The sequence below is a fragment of the Brevibacterium sp. p3-SID960 genome (assembly GCF_025144725.1).
Lineage (GTDB): Bacteria > Actinomycetota > Actinomycetes > Actinomycetales > Brevibacteriaceae > Brevibacterium.
The window spans coordinates 21,823-38,996 of record NZ_JALXKS010000032.1; the positions used below are offsets into that span (position 1 = coordinate 21,823).

Sequence of the window (17,174 nt, forward strand, 5' to 3'; positions counted from 1 at the left end):
TATGCGGGTGGGATGACGCTCGCTCACATCGCCGCGCGACTCGGAGTCAGCAATGAGTCCGTGCGCTCGGCGGTGCTCGCATGGGGCGGGACGATCCGTCCTGGCGGTCGTCGCCGGGTCGGTGTCCGAGTACGCGCACATCACCGGATACCTACCGCGTCCACGACAGCACCCTCTTCAGCGTCGTTCGCTTCTGCGGTCATGCTGGCCCCACCGCGACGGGTGGCGACGGCTTCGCGAACGCGGGCCCGGATCAATAGCACAGCGCTGACCGGCCCGATCCAGAGCATCTTAAGCATGTTCCATATCGCCCACAGCACTGCGAGGTGGAGCCATCCGGGTGCGTCGTCCTCGATGAGTTGGACGCAGACGTTCGCGATCAGCAGGTACGGGATCGCGAGCAGCATCGCTGGGATGCCCCACTTCAAACCACGGCGGGTGCGGATCGCATCCAGCAGGATGTCGGTGGGCATGTAGCGCCGCAGGAAGCAGCGGGTGTGGACGCTGACGGCCCAGATCAGACGGATCATGGTCTTGTTCCTCTCCATCGCACAGTGCATCTCGTGAGGCAGTGCGTTGAAGAGTGACCCGAGGGTCTGCCGAGACCGGCGCGCTACAGAGGAGAAATCCGCCTCATCAGGCAGTCTACGGGCGATTCCTGCCAGAAGGAAGAAGCTGGACAGCTATGGTCGCGGTCTTGGAGCGCTCCGACTGGTCGTCCGCCCTACTCTCGCATGAGGCGTGGATCACGCTGCGTGCCGGTGGCCCGGCGAGGCGACTTGGCGGGCCGATCTCGCGACCATACGCTTGTTGAATGTACCCGCCACCAGCCGGGCCGGAGCTGACGGCCGAGCAGTGTCAGGAGCTTGACGACACGTTCCTGTCGTCTGATCCGTTCGGGTACTTCAGCGCTCGGATCGGCATGATGCTGCGGTGGACAGAGTCAGATGTCGATAGCGATGAGCATCCCCTGGCCGCGCCCGATGACGAACAGCAGCACGCCACCGAGACCCGTGGACGGTTCGCTCGCCTACTTGGCCGGCCGGTGGGCTTCATACCCGAGACTTCGCCGAGATCGATTGCTACACAGGTCGCTACGGATGCGTACGCCCTGCGGCACCATGCGGCTGAGGCGCTTGTGCGGTTGACGGCGGCGCTCTCGCAACGGACGAACGTCGCCGAACCGTGCGTTTGGGAGGCCCTGCCGGCCGGGCCAAACCAACTCGATCAGGTCGTGAGCCAACTCCGCGAGTCTTTCTCCTCGGCGGAGGCCCCGATGCAGTTCGCCCGTCTGGTTCTCCGCGAGCAGGACTTGCAAAGCGGCATGACGGAGCGACTTGCTTCGGCGTCCAACGTGTTCGCCGACTGGCTCCAGTTCGCTATCGACCTACTCGTGGGACATGAACTCCAACTCAACGCTGCTCACAACAAGGTCAAGCACGGTCTCTCAGTCCGCGCTCGTGATGACCTCAAAGTCTCATTCGTCACCACTCCGCCCAGCGCAGATGGGACCATCCCGGTTGGTGCGCTGACCGGCCCGGACGCCGTGGACATCTTCGACCGCCCCGTTATCGAAGTTCTCGCACAGGCACCCAAGGTGGACGGGCATCGACAAGGACTGGAGCTGACGCAGTTGAGGGTGGATGTCCCCGCCGTGCTCGCCGAGGCATACATGATCGCCTGGGCCCACGCGGCGATGTTCCATGTCGCGGCCACGAAACACTTCGAAGGACGGGCAGACCTCCCCGACTATCTGTCTGCTCCCGCTCATCCCGGTTATCCGATCGGCGGCCCACATCCTGACCATGTTTCAGGCAAGGCGCCGGTCGGGATGAGGTTCCCTCTCACCACTCCTCCCGGTGGCGGGCGCGCGAGGCGATCGGCGGGAATCGCATTTCGAGACTCGTTCATACCGTTCATATTCACTGGCTCTGCGATGCGCAACGTTCGCGTTGTTGCGGACGAGGTAACGGAGGAGGCGTAGGTGCGGGCGCCGAAGAATGAAGCTACGGGAACCTCGGGTGAGTCTGAGGTCTTGGCGCAGTTCGAGCGCTTTGGCTGGGGAGGGGTGATCGATAGCCGGCACGACACGGCACCGATCTGTATCTGCGGCCGCGAGATGTCCGCCGGTACGAACTCGGCGCCGTGATGGGTGCCCAGGTCAAGACCGGGGCGTCCTACTTCAACTGCCCGAAGAAGGACGCCGACGGCACGATCACTGGGCGGTGGTTTGCCGAAGACGACCGCGAACACTTCGACTACTGGCTGCGCCACGCCCTGCCCCACGTGGTGATCCTGCGCGATCAAGACAGAAACCTCTCGTTCTGGGTTCACATCACCCCCGAGCGAGTCGTCTCCACCGGTAAGGGTGCCAAGATTTTTGTACCGACCTCCCAAACCGTCGACGCGGACCACAACCAAGCACTCTCCGACGTCGCGCTGACACAGCTTCCGACTCCGACCTGGGACGGCACTGCATGGACCGGCGCGGTACATCTTGCACCGATCGGCGAAGTACGGCATGCCCTCATCACTCCCCGGCTCATCGCACCCCACCCGAACCTGGCCCCAGATTCGATATCCGGGCTCGAAGCCCTCGCAATGCAAATGCTCTTCCGGGACGACCTTGAACGGATTCTGGAACCGAAGAGCCTTCCCATGCTCGCAGGGGAGAATGACGCCGAGCAGAAAGGGCTGTCACTCAACGATGCACGTGAGGCCGACGACTGGTGTTGGCGCGCCACCGCTGCCCTTCATCTCTGGCACTACCAAGGAGAACCCGCTGACCTGCTTCAGCTTGTCGACCTAGCTTCGACGCCGAGTGAACGCTCCGCGGCATCCGTGCTCTGCTGCGTCTATCACTTCGACGAGAACGATCCCGATACGGCGCTCCAAGTGCTTCAGGGCGCCCTGGCACATGACGACTACTCCTCAGTGGATCACGCATGGCTAGAAGCTCAACGAGCACGGGCGCTGCTGGAGGTCGGACGACACGAGGAGGCTTTCGACCTCGCGATGAAGACCCAGCGAATCCATCGAGAGGCACCGTCGGACGTCACGGCTGCGGCCATCGCGGGCGCGTGTGCGCTGACGTCGTTCAGGGCCAGCGGCTGGATGCAGGGCGACATCGCCAACATCATCCAGCGCAGCGACAACCCAGCATCGTGGTGGAAAACCCAGGTGATGTCCTATGGGCTATCCGCTCATCTCTCTGAGGAGTTCCGGAGATGGAGCGAGGATGCGTCGATTCGGATCGGGGGCTCGGACACTGCCCACAAGCGCCTGCTTTCCGCGGCGTTGCTAGCCTCGTGCGCTGATGATCATGACGGGTGGCGTGGCGCAATTGGCGCTCTCGCGGAGCACTTCCTTGTCACCACCGGCCCCACGGATGATCCCGACAGGGTCGCCGGGCGGCTGACTCTTCTCCGTCTCTCCGGTGACAGCAAGAGCACTGGGCGCGCGACTCGACACGTCGTGCGCAGGGGCCCAACGACAGCCGCCAGGATCGCGGCGAGCAACGTGGACTTGTCTCGATCAACTCGGACGACCGCTTTGGCAGATATCGAGCTACTGACGGCCGCCGGCGACGTTCTCGAACCAGCACATGCCGACGCAATCTGCGCGTGGGCGCTAGCGATGCTCCAAGAGCCACAGGCCTACCTGGAACGCGCTCGGCCTACATTCATCGTGCTCTACAAGATCATCGATTTGCTGAAGGCCATGGTCTGGACATTCAGCGAGGACGCACTTCACAACGTGGTCGACTACTTCCTCGACCAACCACCGGTCAACGACGACGGAACAGCGCAGACACTCGCCCGGCTGATCCATACGATCCCCGCATCCGCGTGGCGTGAGAGTGACCGTCAGCGCGCGGCGAATCGATCGGAAGGCGACGCCGCCTACCTACGCGAGGCCTTCTTGAGGGTTGCTGCTCCTGCAGTAGTCGAGAGTCGCGAGCAAGTCCTTCAACGAGCCCGGGCCGGGGAGTTGATCGCCTTCGAAGCCATCGACGACGTGCGAACGCTGCCCTCCGATGCAGTCATTGCTCTTACTGACCGACTGTGCAGCGTCATCGACAATCTCATCGAGGATGCCGCCAAGGGGGCGTACAGTGTTGGCGGTCTCGACCCCGGCCATGCACTGACCCTGCTCGGTGTGTGGCACCCTTCGAGTGGGCGGTGGGATCGTATCGAAGCTCTGTTGCCGGCTCCCGGGGTCAGATCTCAGCAACAGTCTGGCGCATTGCAAGTACTCGCCATCCATGGAGCGACGCTTGCCGACCCAATCAAGACACAACTTGTCGAAGCCGTGTCAGCTCTTCGGAACCGAGAGCCAGTCCGGACCTTCTTCGATGACGACGAGGACATCCGAGGCCTCGCCGCCGAAGCGCTCGCTGCTCTCGCAGATGAGGCCTCACGCCAACCGTTGATACGGGACCTTCTTGGCGGCGACACCGTTCGCCGTGCGGCGAGTGCGCGGATCATTGAACGTTTCGGAGACAAGGCAGAGTCCGAACTGCTTCTCGCTCTAGCGGGTGACGCAAACGAAACCGTGCGTGACGCGGCGCTTAGGGGGCTGAGCAGGTTGGTCGTTGCAGAGCGCGCATCTGAGGGAGTCGCGACAATCCTGTCGAAGGTCCTGAAGTCTGGCGGAAGGCGGAGTGCCGCGGCGGTCGTTTCCGGGCTCCACACGCCTCCGGAGGTGCCAGCCGTTTCTCAACTGCTGACCATCGCCGCGCAGCACCCTTCAGCACAGATTCGCGAGGCTGCACGCGAGAGCACCACCGACTGAGAGTTCCGCAGGCGCTATCGTTCCTCCGCCGTCGACGGTGGCAGGGATGCTCGATCTGTGCTGGAATCCGCCTCATCCTCGGGTGCTGGCGGTGCGAGTTGCTGCCGGGTGAAGGCGTCGCTCATTTCATTGATTTCGGCCGTCTCTGGCCCTGGGTAATCCAAGCGATCAACAACACGCTTCATCGTCTTGTCTACGCCACCGACGGCCTTGGTGAGGTCCTTGATCGCGCCACGTATATGGTGCAGTGAGCCGTTCGGAGCGTCCCTGGCCTGACGCCACTCTGAGATGTCGATCTGAATCTCCAGGACAGGCAGCGGACCGTGCGGGCCCTCGCCTTCGACACGCACAGTGCGGACCTGTGGTTCCTCGCTGGACAGGAGGTCGCCGGCACCGAGAGTCCACCGGATTTCCCGTTTCGGCGCGAGCGAGCGGAGTCCGCTGGCGAGCACCCGCTGAACACTCTCGACCTTGTCCGACTGTTGCTGGCCGGCTGGAAGCGGTGGATCGAACGTCACCCTCACGTTGCGTGCGACGGTGGGACCGTTGTTACCCACCACCACGTGCATCACGGTGCCTTGCTGCATATCCGGCTGGATGTCCGCCCACACGTAGGGCTGTAGTGCCTCATGAGCGAGATCGCGTTGTAGTTGAGTCTGCTCCCGCGCGGCAGCCACCTGCTCGCGTTGGATCTCCGTCTGGTCGTGCGCCGCCTTCGCCTGCCTCGCGGCCGCCCGCGCTGCCCAGATGGTGAATGGCAGGGCGAAGGCCGAGATGACCAGGGCAACGATTGAGATGGCTACCATGCTTCAACCTTCCCATGGCGGTCTGACACAGGCCGTTGCTCCGACGCTCTCCCAACCCCTCGGTACGTGTCGCCAATGTGCTGGTTCGGCGCAGGCGACGGACCGGTCGCTTCTGGACCGATTCAGACGGAGCTGTCACACTCCCCTCCACTACGACTCCCTCGCTGCCGCCTCCGCTCGGTCGTGGAAAGCACTCAGGCGCGCAGGGTTCGTTGCAGCCCCTGCGCGAACTCGCTCAGTGCCTTCAACGTCGCGATGGCGTAGTCGACGATCTGGCTCCGCAAGACTCCGTCGATGTCGCGTGGGACGCCTTTGCGGGTGAGGACCCAGATTGCGCTGTTCTGGACACCGACCTCGTCGCCGACAATGTGGCCGGAGACGGTGTTCCGAATGAGACGTAGGGACTTGTTGAACTCCTTGTCGCCCCTCATCTCTGACATCGCCTGTTTGAATGCGCGCACCGCTTCATCGAACTTCGTGATGTCGAACAGATGGATGCCGGTGTCATTGGGTAGAGTCCGCATCGCCTTGGATACGGCATTGACCATCCGCCCTGCCGACTCTTCTGCCTCTTCGAGGGTCAAGGCGAGGAACTTCTCGGCGGTGAGCCGATTCTGCGGGTCGGCAAGCAGAGCGCGGAGCATGACCCGCATATCAAAGTCGACCGTGAGTATGAAGAACTGAAGCTGCGTGAACCCTCGGTAGACCTCGGAGTCTCTTTCGAGACCGAGCTTGACGTTCTCAGCAGCTTCTTCCAGCACCCGTTCTTGCTCGGGCAGTATCGCGTCGAACCCAGCGATGATGTCTTCGGCACGACCAACCGGATTTTCACTCACTTCGTCTCTCGCTCTCCGCTACCGATACGTTTCGTCCGTCACATCGTCAGATGACCGGGTCGCGCTCCCAGTTAGGTTACCGCGGAAAGTCATCGTCCGATCGCCACCCCTCCGCCTTCGTCCACGGCGGCCCGGTGGGCGCGTCGGAGGTGTCCCATCGCCAGACATCGGGGTGCCGCCTTTCGGTGCTGGTCGTCGGCCGAGCCGCATAGCCGAGCGTCTGACCTGCGGGGACTGTGTAGTGCCACCAGCAGCCGACGCGATCTTGCCCGACGACAAAGATGTCGGAATCGAGGTTGTGCTTCCTGGCAAGCTCCGCGAGCGTCGCGTGTACATCGAACGGGCCGGGATGAAGGAGCACAGCGTTGAGGTACTCGGAATCGAAGTCGTAGGCGAAGTTGAGTAGCTCGGGGAGGTGTCGATCATCGACCAGCCGACCCGAATCATCGAGTTCCCGCGAGCCAGCAACGGACTCTTCGTGAAGTCGGCGTAGCCGAGCGCCGGCGTCATCCGCGATACGCGGAAAGTACTCCGCCAGAGCGGCGACGAGCACGATCGTCTTGGTCGAGTTCACACGCGTCGCGTAGCCAAGGTCTCGACCGTGCAAAACGCCGTGGCGTGAGACGAGACCGAAGCTTCCGGACTCATCGACGTTCTTGGAGAAGACTCGACGGACGACCGGCAGGTTCTCCTCCATCCCAGCCAGCGTCGCGTCATCGAGATACGGGTCCGCGTTGGCCTTGGAAAAGAACGACTGCCCTGTCAGGTCGCGGCTCATCCCGTCGATCTGCGCCAGGATGATCGGGATCGACGCCTCGTAGGCTCCCGCGAAATGATGCTGAATCGCCTTCTCGATGAGAGCCACGCGGTCCCAAATCACCTGCTTAAACGGGTAGTGCGAGTTCGACCATCGCCGTATCGGCGCCGCTGCATGCCGGAGAAGAACCTGATTGTCAGAGTTCCAGACCTCGGTGATCGCCTCATCGATCGCCGCGGACTCAACACCACTTGCAGCAAGCCGCAGGACCCGAACGGTCCCGGCCTGGTGCCAGCGACCGCACATCGCCCACCCCAACGGGGCGAACAACGCGACCGCTTCGGCGATCTGGGTGGTGGCGGGATGCGCGACGACTCCGAGGCGGCGCGCCACCTCAGCCGCGAGCTCGGCTTGTGTCATGCCGTCACCATTCCGTCCAATCGTCTCCAGTAAGGATGACATGAATCGCCCCGGGGATAATAGAGGCAGGGAGATTGGAAGAAGGAGTTTCTCTTTTGCCAGTGAAATACACCGACGAACTCAAGGCTCGTGCCGTCGAGCTCGTCATCCATGCCCAGGCCGATCCGGACAGCGCGAACGGAGCGATCACTCGCGTCGCGAACGAACTCGGTCTGAGCAAAGAAACCTTGCGAGTCTGGGTGCGCAAGTATAAGGATTCCGGCAAAGCTACACCGGCTGAGTCGGTCGACCTGGAAGCGGAGAACCGTCGGCTGCGGGCTGAGTTGGCTGAAGCGAAGCGGGCCAACGAGATCTTGAAGAGAGCATCGGCTTTCTTCGCGGCGGAGCTCGACCGCCCATCGAAGGGGACTGCTGAAGGTTTGGTTGACTTCACGACTGGATAAATTCCAGGAAGGTGAGAGGTCATGCCCAAGATCTACACCGATGAGTTCAAGCAATCAGCGCTCGAGCTCGTAGGCGACGGAAGGACCCAGAAGCAGGTCTGTGCTGACCTCGGGATCTCGAAATCAGCCCTTCAGGCCTGGGTCCGTGACTCCCGCCTGCGCGAGCACGGCCTCGAGCCCTTGAACCGTCCTGGGTTTAGTTCCTAGACGGCAGTTAAAGTATCGACTTGTCTTGCCACGGTTTCAAAATGCTTAGCTTCGACCTCGGCCGGGGGGCCTGTCAAATGGTGTGTGTAAGGGGTGTGGCACCACCCCCTGAAGGAGACACACTGTGACGATTGACGCCATGCCGAAGATGAGCGCCGAGGAGCGCGCTGAGCGTCGTAGAAAGCAGGCCGAGCTCGCGGCCGAGCTCAAGACCACCGGAGCCCTGGATGAGGTCTTCGCCCGGATCGATGCCGGTGAACCGCTGACCGGAGACGGCGGGGTGCTGGGCGGGATGCTCAAGGCCGCCCTGGAGCGGGGCCTGGAGGCCGAGCTGAGTGAGCACGTGGGCTATGAGAAGGGCGCGGTCGACGCCGCCGACCACCCGAACTCCCGTAACGGGCACTACGCCAAGACCGTGACGAGCGAGGTCGGGGACATCGAGCTCGCGATCCCGCGCGATCGGGCCGGGACCTTCACCCCGATGCTGGTAGGCAAGGGTCAGCGCCGCCTGGACGGGGTCGACGGGATGATCATCTCGCTGTACGCCGGCGGGATGACGCTGCGCGACATCTCCCACCACCTAGCCTCCACGGTCGGGGTGGACGTGAGTCACGAGACGATCGGCAAGGTCGTGGACTCCATCGCCGAGGAGGTCCTCGCGTGGCAGCGCCGTCCGCTGGAGTCGCTGTACCCGGTGATCTACCTCGACGCGATCATGGTCAAGGTCAAGGACGGCTCTCACGTGGTCAACAAGGCCGCCCACATCGCCGTCGGCGTGGACATGGACGGCATCAAGCACGTCCTGGGGATCTGGGTCCAGACCCACGAGGGCGCGAAGTTCTGGGCCCAGGTCTGCGCGGACCTCGCCAACCGCGGGGTGCGCGACGTGCTGATCGTGTGCTGCGACGGGCTGACCGGCTTCCCCGAGGCGATCGAGGCGACCTGGCCGCTGGCCACCGTGCAGACCTGCGTGGTCCACCTGATCCGCGCCGCGATGCGGTTCGTGTCCTACGGGGACCGCAAGGCCGTCGCCACGGCGCTGAAGCCGATCTACACCGCCGCCAGCGAGGACGCGGCTCTGGAGGCGCTGGAGGCATTCGAGGCCGGCCCCTGGGGCACGAAGTACCCCGCCGCGGCGCGGACGTTCCGGGCGGCCTGGGAGCGGTTCATCCCGTTCCTGGCCCTCCCGCCCGAGCTACGCCGCGTCATCTACACGACGAACGCGATTGAGTCGCTGAACTACCAGCTGCGCAAGGTCACCAAGAACCGCGGCCACTTCCCCAACGACGCCGCCGTGGTCAAGCTGCTGTGGCTGGCGATCTGCAACATCGAGGACAAGCGAGCCCGGGAGCGCGAGAAGGAACGCGGCCTACCCGCCGCTGAACGCCGAGCCCCCGGACGCCTCATCGAAGGATCGGTAACCACGAACTGGAAGGCCGCCCTCGGCCAACTCGCCCTCGTCTACCCCGAACGAATCGAACCCTACCTGTAACCCCCGTCACACCCCTTACACACAGGGATTGACAAGCCCACCGATCAGCGACTGCGGAGGGCTCTGACGAATGAGGTGACCATGGTGTCGAAGACCATCGCCCAGACCGCTGGTCCGATCCAGAACCAGTGCTGGCCGACCAGTTCGATCGCCGGCACACGACCCGGGCGGCCCAGATGCATGCTCGCCGCCGTTCGCATGCCCAGCAGGAAGACCATGCTCCACAGTCCGGCCGAAAAGGTCATCGGCAGCGTGTGGACGGCATGTCGCCAGATTCCCTCGGCGCCGATCGACATGACGCCGGTCGCCATCACCGAGGCCCAGCGTCGACGGGCTCAGCCCCCACCGTCTGTGCATTCCGGTGGGATTGCGATCGGCCGTGCTCATTCGCTTCTCATTCTCGTCGCCGTGTGTCAAGGGACATCGACGTCTTCGGTAGTGCGACCCTACCCCTGAAATCGCCTTACGGTCCCGGCCATCTAGAGGGCGCCGCGGTCCCATCGAAAGACCGCACGGACTCTGTGCAGGAAACCGATGTGCAATTCGTGACAACTGGGTCTTCTCGGGTCACTCTCCCACTATTTTCATGAGAGAATTCATTGGAGTTACCAATGGGTAATTTCGCATGGAGTCGCCCGTTGCGCACCCCCCCACGTGCCGGTAGTGGCGTATTCTGCAGTCACCTGCGCGGTGCAGAATTCTTCGGCACTGACCGGAGCGACGAAGGCACAGACGATTGGGAGCGATGGCTATGGAGAGCACGATGAACACTCTCGCCGAGGACACCGACATCGACGCGCCAGCGGTCGCGGTGCGCGGTTGGTCGCTGTCCGGCAAACAGGGCGATGTGTTCACCGATATCGACCTCGAGGTGCCGACCGGTGCCATCGCTGTCGTCCGTGGTCCCGCTGGCAGCGGGAAGACCTCTCTCCTCCTGTCCTTGGCAGGAAGGATGCGGGTCTCCGAGGGGGAGGGCCGCCTCGGCGATATCGATATCCGCAAGCAGGCCCGCACCGTGCGCGGGCAGGTTGCGGTCGGACATATCGGCGGGCTGACGGACCTTGAGGACGATTTCACGGTTGCACAGCACGTCGCAGAACGACAGATCATGCTCCAGCCCTGGTACAAGCCGTGGGCGTCGAAATCGACCCTGCGTGAGGTCATCGGTCTCATTCGGGACACCTTCACCACGGCCAAGGAGATCATTGACGAACTCCCGCCGGGGACGTTCTCGAAGCAGGACGCCCAGCGCGCGGACTTCCTCATCGACGATGACGGAGAGGTATTCGTCTCTGAGCTGAGTGAGCTGCAGAAATTCTTCCTCGAACTCGGGCTGGCGAGTCTCAGCCGCCAACCCGTCGTCGTCATCGACAACATCGACTACCTGCGCGAATCCGCCGACCGAGCCCGTGCTTGGGCCGGGATCCTCATCTACCAGCAGCTGCGCAGATCACGGGATCCCGAGGACCTGCTCACGGTCATCGTCTCCTGCGAGGACTCGACCGAACTCGACATCGCCACCAGGTCGCTCGGCTCCCGCGCGGAGCCGTCGATTGTCGAACTCGAACTGCCGCCCCACCCTCCCGCTCATCGCGGGTCCAAACACTGAACTTCCTGCCCACGTATACGAATCCGAGGAGATTCCCGAATGTTCTCCCTGCCCTGGTTAGAACTCTCACGATTCAAACGCCACACGATCACGCGCTTGGCGATGATCGTCATCATCGTCATCCCGTCGATCTACGGTGGGCTCTACCTGGCCTCGAATTGGGACCCGGCCGGGCACCTCGACAAGCTGCAGGCAGCGATCGTCAACGAGGATACCGGCGCCGAGAAGCCCGAGTCGGACGGAGAGAAGCTCGACGCCGGTCAGGAACTCGTTGACGAGCTCACGCCGAAGGGCGAAGGCGGATTCGACTGGCAGGAGACCAGCCAGAAAGAAGCCGACGAGGGGCTGGCTAAAGGGAAGTACTTCGCGGTCCTCGAGATCCCCTCGGACTTCTCCGAGATGCTCGTGTCGACCGGCGGTGACCATCCGGAGCAGGCAGGGCTGCGGCTGCGCACCGACGACGCCCACAACTTCATCGTCGGGCAGATGGCCGGGACCATCCTCTCCGAGATCAAGGACGGACTGAGTAAGACGACGACCGCCGAGTACGTCAACCAGGTGTATCTCGGATTCAACGATATCCACTCCGAGACGGAGAAGGCTGCAGACGGTGCGGCCGAACTGCACGACGGAGCAGACCAACTCCACGACGGTACCAGCGAACTCGTCGGTGGGACGACGAAGCTCGACAAGGGCATCGGAACCCTGCAGACCGGGCTCAACGACCTCGATAAGGGCGCAGGTGAACTGAAGAAAGGCAGCGGCGACCTTGCCGACGGTGCCGACACCCTGGCGAAATCCACCACAGAGGCGAAGAACGGTTCGAAGAAACTCGCCGACGGCGCAGGACAGGTCGCCGACGGCACCTCGGAGCTGCGTGATACCGCCGACGAGGCCACGAGGAAGGCCGAGGACGTCAAACGAAAGGCCGATGACGTCGTCGATGGGGCCCGCCCCGAGCTCGAGCGCGCCGAAGGGGACTTCGACGATGCTCGAACCACCGTGCGAGGGGATATGGACGACCGGATCAAGCAGCTGCAGGAGGACTATCCGGACGACCCGAACGTCAAGAAACTCGCCGAGGAGGCCGACGGCCTCGGCGAGGACCTCGATTCCGCGCACCAGCGCGCCTCCGATGCCAAGGATAAGGCCAAGAACCTCGAGGACAAGCTGACCGACGCGGTCGACGGGGTGATGGACGAGATCCGCACGGCGGATAAGAAGATCGGTCAGCTCGACGACGGAGCGCAGAAGGTCGCGACCGGTGCCGACGACCTCCACTCCGGGCTGATCAAGCTCGACGAAGGTGCGGGAAAGCTCGCCAAAGGTGTCGGGGACCTCCATGACGGTGCCGTCCAGCTCAAGGACGGCACGGCGAAGGCCAAGGACGGAGCCGGTGATCTCAAGGACGGTTCGGAACAGCTCGTTGACGGGTCGACCGAACTCGACAAGGGCGCGGGCAAACTCGTTGACGGCTCCGGCGAACTCGCCGATGGTCTGCAGAAGGGACTTGAGCAGATCCCGACCTATGACAAGAAGGACCGGGAGAACCGTTCGAATGTCGTGGCTGTTCCCGTCGATGCAGACAAAGTCAAGGACAACGCGGTCGACGCCTATGGCGAGGGACTGTCCGCGTTCTTCGTCTCCTTGGCCCTGTGGATCGGCGGAATGATCACCTATATGGTCATCAACGCCATTCCATATCGGGCGCTGTTCTCATCGGCGACTTCGTCGCGCATCGCCTGGGCCGGCTACGTTCCCGGGCTCCTCTTCGGTATCGCTCAAGTCGCAGTTCTCTATGCGATCCTCGCATTCACCTTGGACTTCTCGGCCGGAGCGTGGCTGTGGACGCTGCTGTTCTCGATGCTCGCGGCGGCGTGTTTCCACTCCGTGCACCAGTTGTGTGTCGCGGCCTTGGGCGGTGTCGGCAGACTGATCGCCCTGGTCCTGCTGATGCTGCAGATCGCTTCGGCAGGCGGAACCTATCCGGTGGAGACGGCACCGAAGATCTTCCAGATCATCTCGCCGTTCCTGCCGATGACGCACGCGGTCAAGGGCCTGCGGACCCTGGTCGCCGGCGGCGACATGTTCATCGCCGTGCAGGCGGCAGTGGTGCTGCTGCTGATGACTGCAATCCCCCTGGTCGCCACAACCGTGGTCTGCAGTCGCAAGCGTATGGTCACTCTCACTCAGCTCCACCCGAGCCTGCAGCTGTAGGCCGGGCCGGGTGCGGGGTCGTGCCTTGGGGTTCGGGCTGCAGAGTTGTCGCGGGACTGAACCGTCCTGGGTTTCATTCCTAGACGGCAGTTAAAGTATCGACTTGTCTTGCCACGGTTTCAAAATGCTTAGCTTCGACCTCGGCCGGGGTCCGATGTCCGAGTCCTTCATGCAGCCGGCCGGTGTTCCACCAGTGCACCCAGTTCATCGTCGCGAACTCCACCTCGGTCAGCCCAGCCCACGCCGGCTGCGAGTAGATCAGCTCAGTCTTGTACAGCCCGTTGACCGTCTCAGCCAGTGCATTGTCATAGCTGTCTCCTACACTCCCCACAGACGGCCGGATACCCGCGTCAGCGAGTCGCTCGGTGTAGGCCACGGCAACATACTGCGAGCCTCTGTCAGAGTGGTGGACTAGCTGCTCAGCACCACCGCGGGCAGTGTTCAGCGCATGCTCCAAAGCCTCCAGCGACAGCGCCTCAGTCGTCATCGACGACCGCGTCGCCCACCCGACGATGCGGCGGCTATACGCGTCGATGACGAATGCGGTGTAGACGAATCCGCACGAGGTCCGCACGTAGGTGTAGGGTCGGCCAGCAGCGCCCTGCCAGTCTTTGAACTGGTGGGTTTCTGCTGGCCGCCCTCCGAACCGGACGTGCCCATTCCTGAGCATCCGGCTCTCCATGTGATCATGCCAAGGCGTTCGTCCATGGTGTGGGAATGCGGGTTCCTCGATACCGGTAGCGGGCCACGGTGACCTGCTGGCATCGGAAGAACTCGATTCCTTGGTCGCGGATCTGCCAGCCGGGCAGATGCCGACGTACCAGGGTGCGCATGTTCAGTTTCGGGTGTCGTTTCTTCAACCAGCCGACGATCCGCCAGAAGGCGAAGTGGTCGATGTAGCTGAAGAGGTGTTTCACGACGCCGTGTTGAAAGTATGTGCACCAACCCCGCAATGCCGGGTTTAACCGGCGTAGCAGGTCGGCGAGTGTTCGATGAGATGCCCGGCGGGTCAGCGTCCGCACCTTGTCCTTGATGGAAGCCAGGGACTTCCGTGACGGGTAGGTGTAGATCGCGGTTTTCCCGCCATGACCTCTGATTCGGCGGCGCTGGATGTGCCACCCGAGGAAGTCGAACCCGGTGTCTATGTGCGTGACCATCGTCTTCTCGACCGACAGGCGTAAACCCATCGGCGCGAGCACTGCAGCGACTTCGTCCCAGAGCGCTTCGGCATCAGCGTGGGTGCCACGGACGAGGACAACGAAGTCGTCCGCGTAGCGGACCATCTTCATCGTCGCGCCCCCAGCGCGTTGATACTTCGTGCGCGACCATTGCGGTCCGAGCGCATCCCACTTGCGTTGGAAATGCTCGTCCACCACGGACAGGGCGATATTTGCCAGCAACGGCGACAGAATCCCGCCTTGCGGGGTACCGGTGAACGTGTTCCTGTTCACACCGTCCTCACTGAGGACTCCCGCTTTCAGGAAACCGCGGGTCAGACGCAATACGCGTTTGTCGGTGATGCGACCGTGGACACGCTGCATGAGCGCGTCGTGGTCGATCTCGTCGAAACACGCGGTGATGTCCGCTTCAAATACCTCCACGTAGCCACGTGAGGCGTAGTAGTGGATCTCCGCGATCGCGTCCTGCGCCCGACGGTGCGGCCGAAACCCATACGAGGACGGCACAAAGTCCGCCTCGAAAATCGGTTCCAGCACCAGTTTCAGGGAGGCCTGAACGATCCGGTCCGTCATCGTCGGAATCCCCAAGCTACGGACCTTGCCGTTGCCCTTCGGGATCGACTTCTGACGCACCCGTTCCGGGACGAACTCGCCGTTCTTGACGCTCTCGCGCAGATCGGCGAGCATCCCCGACACTCGGTCCGGGGTGACGGATCGCGGCGCGATCCCATCGACTCCAGCAGTGCGGCCTCCCTTGTTTCCCGCCACCCGATTCCACGCCGCGGCGAGGAACGCGGGGTCATAGACCAGATTGAACACATCATCGAAACGACGAGCAGGATCGCCCGTCGCCCATCGGTGCAGTTTCGTCTGCATAGTCAGTACCCGCGCCCACGCCTCCGATGTGTCGGCAGGCCACGGAACATCCGCATTCACGGCTGTGCCTCCTTTTCTGCTTCTGTCACTGCGATCACACTGGACCCCTTCGCCATGTGACCGGCTTTCCCGGCCTCGGACTACTACAGGCCCTCCGCCCCACCCCGGCCCGATCAGCAGACCGTGCACTCAGCCGAGGAAATCGTCGCTGGCTGCGACGGTGCCCCGGCGGAACCGGGATGGTTCCCACGTTCACTTCCGAACCTTTCGACGGGATCGGCACCCAGTTATGCCCCAGCATCCTCGCCACGACTACGCCGCAGTCATTCACCGTGGCCTCCCGACCGGCGACATCACCCAGCCCAGGAGTTCTCCCCACCACCGAAGCGGCGAGGGTGCGCGATGCAACCCGACCCACATCCACCAGGTTGGAGTCGGTGGTCTTCAATTGAGGGGCTTTCAGCCACTGGTTCCTATCCGTATGCCTCTCCGTCTCGCTAGCCGAGCCCGCACCATCTGGCAGTACTGATACGACTCGTCGTTGTCGAGGACTGCTCCACCCGCCGCATTCACGCCAACACGGCAGATCGTCCTCCAGCTATCACACGCCTGCTGCGACAGACGCGAAGCGGTGTCCTTTCACCACCGCAAGGTCCAGAAGCGCCTCGTGGCGCTCGATGTCAGCGACCCACAGACGGTTCGGCGCCGGCGCTTTGAAGTCTCGCATCACCAAATCCGGACGCTGATCCGGCACACGGGCCGGCACCGTCGTACGCGGCTTCCGACCGCGCACGACCCCTGTCACGCCGGCCACGCGCATGAGCCTCGCTGTCTGGTCCCGGCCGATATCCCACCCGGCTCGGCGCATCGCGTGCCACATCTTCCGCACCCCGTAGACGCCGTAGTTCGCAGCATGGAGCCGCTTGACCTCCTCGACGAGAAGACCATCGCGAATGGCGCGAGCTGCGGGCTTCCGGGATTTCGCTGCCCGGTAGCCACGGGAGGTGATGAACCCACACGCCGTCGCGCCCAGGACGCGACAGATGAACTCGACCCCGAAACGACCCCGGAACGTGTCGATGAACCGGATCATTTCGTCGTGGGACGGTCGAGCTCCGCGGCGAAAAACGCTGACGCGGTCTTGAGGATCTCGTTCGCGCGTTTGAGCTCCTTTACCTCGCGGCGCAACCGCTTGAGTTCCTCGAGGTCCGCGCTCGTAGGACCTTCTTCGACACCGGCGTCACGGCGGGCCTGCTTCGACCATCCCCGCAAAGTATGCGGCGAGACGCCCAGCTTCTCCCCGACGGCAGTCGCCGCTGTCCATTCCGAGGTCTCCTCAATGCGGCGATGGTCCTGCATCACCCGCAGCGCCCGCTCCTTGAACTGCGGGGTATACGACTTGGCCATGTTCCAATCCTCCTCGATCACGTAGATCGGAACGAAACCCAGGACGGTTCAACCCGGAACGATGACGCGAGACATCACCCCCAAAACTAAAAGAAATCTCGGGACATCGAGTGAACGATGTCCCGAGACTTC

Annotated in this window: 14 protein-coding genes and 2 pseudogenes; 7 read left to right on the forward strand and 9 right to left on the reverse strand. The window is 63.1% G+C overall.

The genetic code is table 11. The annotated features are described in order from the left end of the window. Positions 1–140: 140 nt before the first annotated feature. Entirely contained in the window at positions 141–530 is a 390-nt protein-coding gene (locus M3B11_RS09980) for a hypothetical protein (RefSeq protein ID WP_259832917.1), read from the reverse strand. 284 nt (positions 531–814) lie between these two features. Here M3B11_RS09980 and M3B11_RS09985 point away from each other — a divergent pair, with 284 nt between their 5' ends. Further along, the gene (locus M3B11_RS09985; RefSeq protein ID WP_259832919.1) at positions 815–1,984 is read left to right on the forward strand and encodes a hypothetical protein; all 1,170 of its coding nucleotides are present in this window, start codon (positions 815–817) and stop codon (positions 1,982–1,984) included. A 164-nt stretch (positions 1,985–2,148) separates the two neighbouring features. Continuing rightward, a complete protein-coding gene (locus M3B11_RS09990; RefSeq protein WP_259877333.1) occupies positions 2,149–4,794 on the forward strand; it encodes a DUF4365 domain-containing protein in 2,646 nt (881 codons plus the stop codon). A 14-nt stretch (positions 4,795–4,808) separates the two neighbouring features. Here the strand turns inward: M3B11_RS09990 and M3B11_RS09995 are convergent, their stop codons facing one another. The 3 genes from M3B11_RS09995 to M3B11_RS10005 all read right to left on the reverse strand — a co-directional run bounded on the left by M3B11_RS09995 (position 4,809) and on the right by M3B11_RS10005 (position 7,613). Further along, positions 4,809–5,600 carry a hypothetical protein gene (locus M3B11_RS09995; protein WP_259832923.1) on the reverse strand — a complete coding sequence of 264 codons (792 nt, stop codon included), beginning with the start codon at positions 5,598–5,600 and terminating at the stop codon, positions 4,809–4,811. A 194-nt stretch (positions 5,601–5,794) separates the two neighbouring features. Beyond that, a complete protein-coding gene (locus tag M3B11_RS10000; RefSeq protein WP_259832925.1) occupies positions 5,795–6,436 on the reverse strand; it encodes a hypothetical protein in 642 nt (213 codons plus the stop codon). Positions 6,437–6,512: 76 nt separating this feature from the next. Beyond that, positions 6,513–7,613, reverse strand: coding sequence for a hypothetical protein (locus tag M3B11_RS10005; RefSeq protein WP_259877334.1), 1,101 nt, complete (start codon positions 7,611–7,613; stop codon positions 6,513–6,515). 101 nt (positions 7,614–7,714) lie between these two features. On the opposite strand from M3B11_RS10005, the gene M3B11_RS10010 reads away from it, so the two are divergent. From M3B11_RS10010 to M3B11_RS10020, 3 genes and pseudogenes are all read left to right on the forward strand, one after another. Then, entirely contained in the window at positions 7,715–8,056 is a 342-nt protein-coding gene (locus M3B11_RS10010) for a transposase (RefSeq protein ID WP_259832930.1), read from the forward strand. Between the two features lie 21 nt (positions 8,057–8,077). Beyond that, positions 8,078–8,236: pseudogene (locus M3B11_RS10015) on the forward strand (transposase); the annotation flags it as partial. A 175-nt stretch (positions 8,237–8,411) separates the two neighbouring features. Next, positions 8,412–9,755 (forward strand): IS256 family transposase, encoded by a 1,344-nt coding sequence (locus M3B11_RS10020; protein WP_259832946.1) that lies wholly within the window; start codon positions 8,412–8,414, stop codon positions 9,753–9,755. A gap of 44 nt (positions 9,756–9,799) precedes the next feature. Here the strand turns inward: M3B11_RS10020 and M3B11_RS10025 are convergent, their stop codons facing one another. Next, positions 9,800–10,066 (reverse strand): hypothetical protein, encoded by a 267-nt coding sequence (locus M3B11_RS10025; protein WP_101650409.1) that lies wholly within the window; start codon positions 10,064–10,066, stop codon positions 9,800–9,802. A 452-nt stretch (positions 10,067–10,518) separates the two neighbouring features. Between M3B11_RS10025 and M3B11_RS10030 the strand changes: the two genes are divergently transcribed. Then, complete coding sequence (locus M3B11_RS10030; protein WP_259877335.1) at positions 10,519–11,364, forward strand: ATP-binding cassette domain-containing protein; 846 nt, start codon at positions 10,519–10,521, stop codon at positions 11,362–11,364. A 39-nt stretch (positions 11,365–11,403) separates the two neighbouring features. Next, the gene (locus M3B11_RS10035; RefSeq protein WP_259877336.1) at positions 11,404–13,581 is read left to right on the forward strand and encodes a YhgE/Pip domain-containing protein; all 2,178 of its coding nucleotides are present in this window, start codon (positions 11,404–11,406) and stop codon (positions 13,579–13,581) included. Positions 13,582–13,660: 79 nt separating this feature from the next. On the opposite strand, the pseudogene M3B11_RS10040 reads toward M3B11_RS10035, so the two are convergent. The 4 genes and pseudogenes from M3B11_RS10040 to M3B11_RS10055 all read right to left on the reverse strand — a co-directional run. Continuing rightward, a pseudogene (locus tag M3B11_RS10040) lies at positions 13,661–14,164 on the reverse strand (IS3 family transposase); the annotation flags it as partial. A 103-nt stretch (positions 14,165–14,267) separates the two neighbouring features. Then, positions 14,268–15,695 (reverse strand): group II intron reverse transcriptase/maturase, encoded by a 1,428-nt coding sequence (ltrA, locus tag M3B11_RS10045; protein WP_259800646.1) that lies wholly within the window; start codon positions 15,693–15,695, stop codon positions 14,268–14,270. 541 nt (positions 15,696–16,236) lie between these two features. Next, the gene (locus M3B11_RS10050; protein WP_259877337.1) at positions 16,237–16,728 is read right to left on the reverse strand and encodes an IS3 family transposase; all 492 of its coding nucleotides are present in this window, start codon (positions 16,726–16,728) and stop codon (positions 16,237–16,239) included. Continuing rightward, entirely contained in the window at positions 16,725–17,042 is a 318-nt protein-coding gene (locus tag M3B11_RS10055; protein ID WP_101650426.1) for a transposase, read from the reverse strand. Before M3B11_RS10055 ends, M3B11_RS10050 begins: the two co-directional genes overlap by 4 nt. Positions 17,043–17,174: the final 132 nt, after the last annotated feature.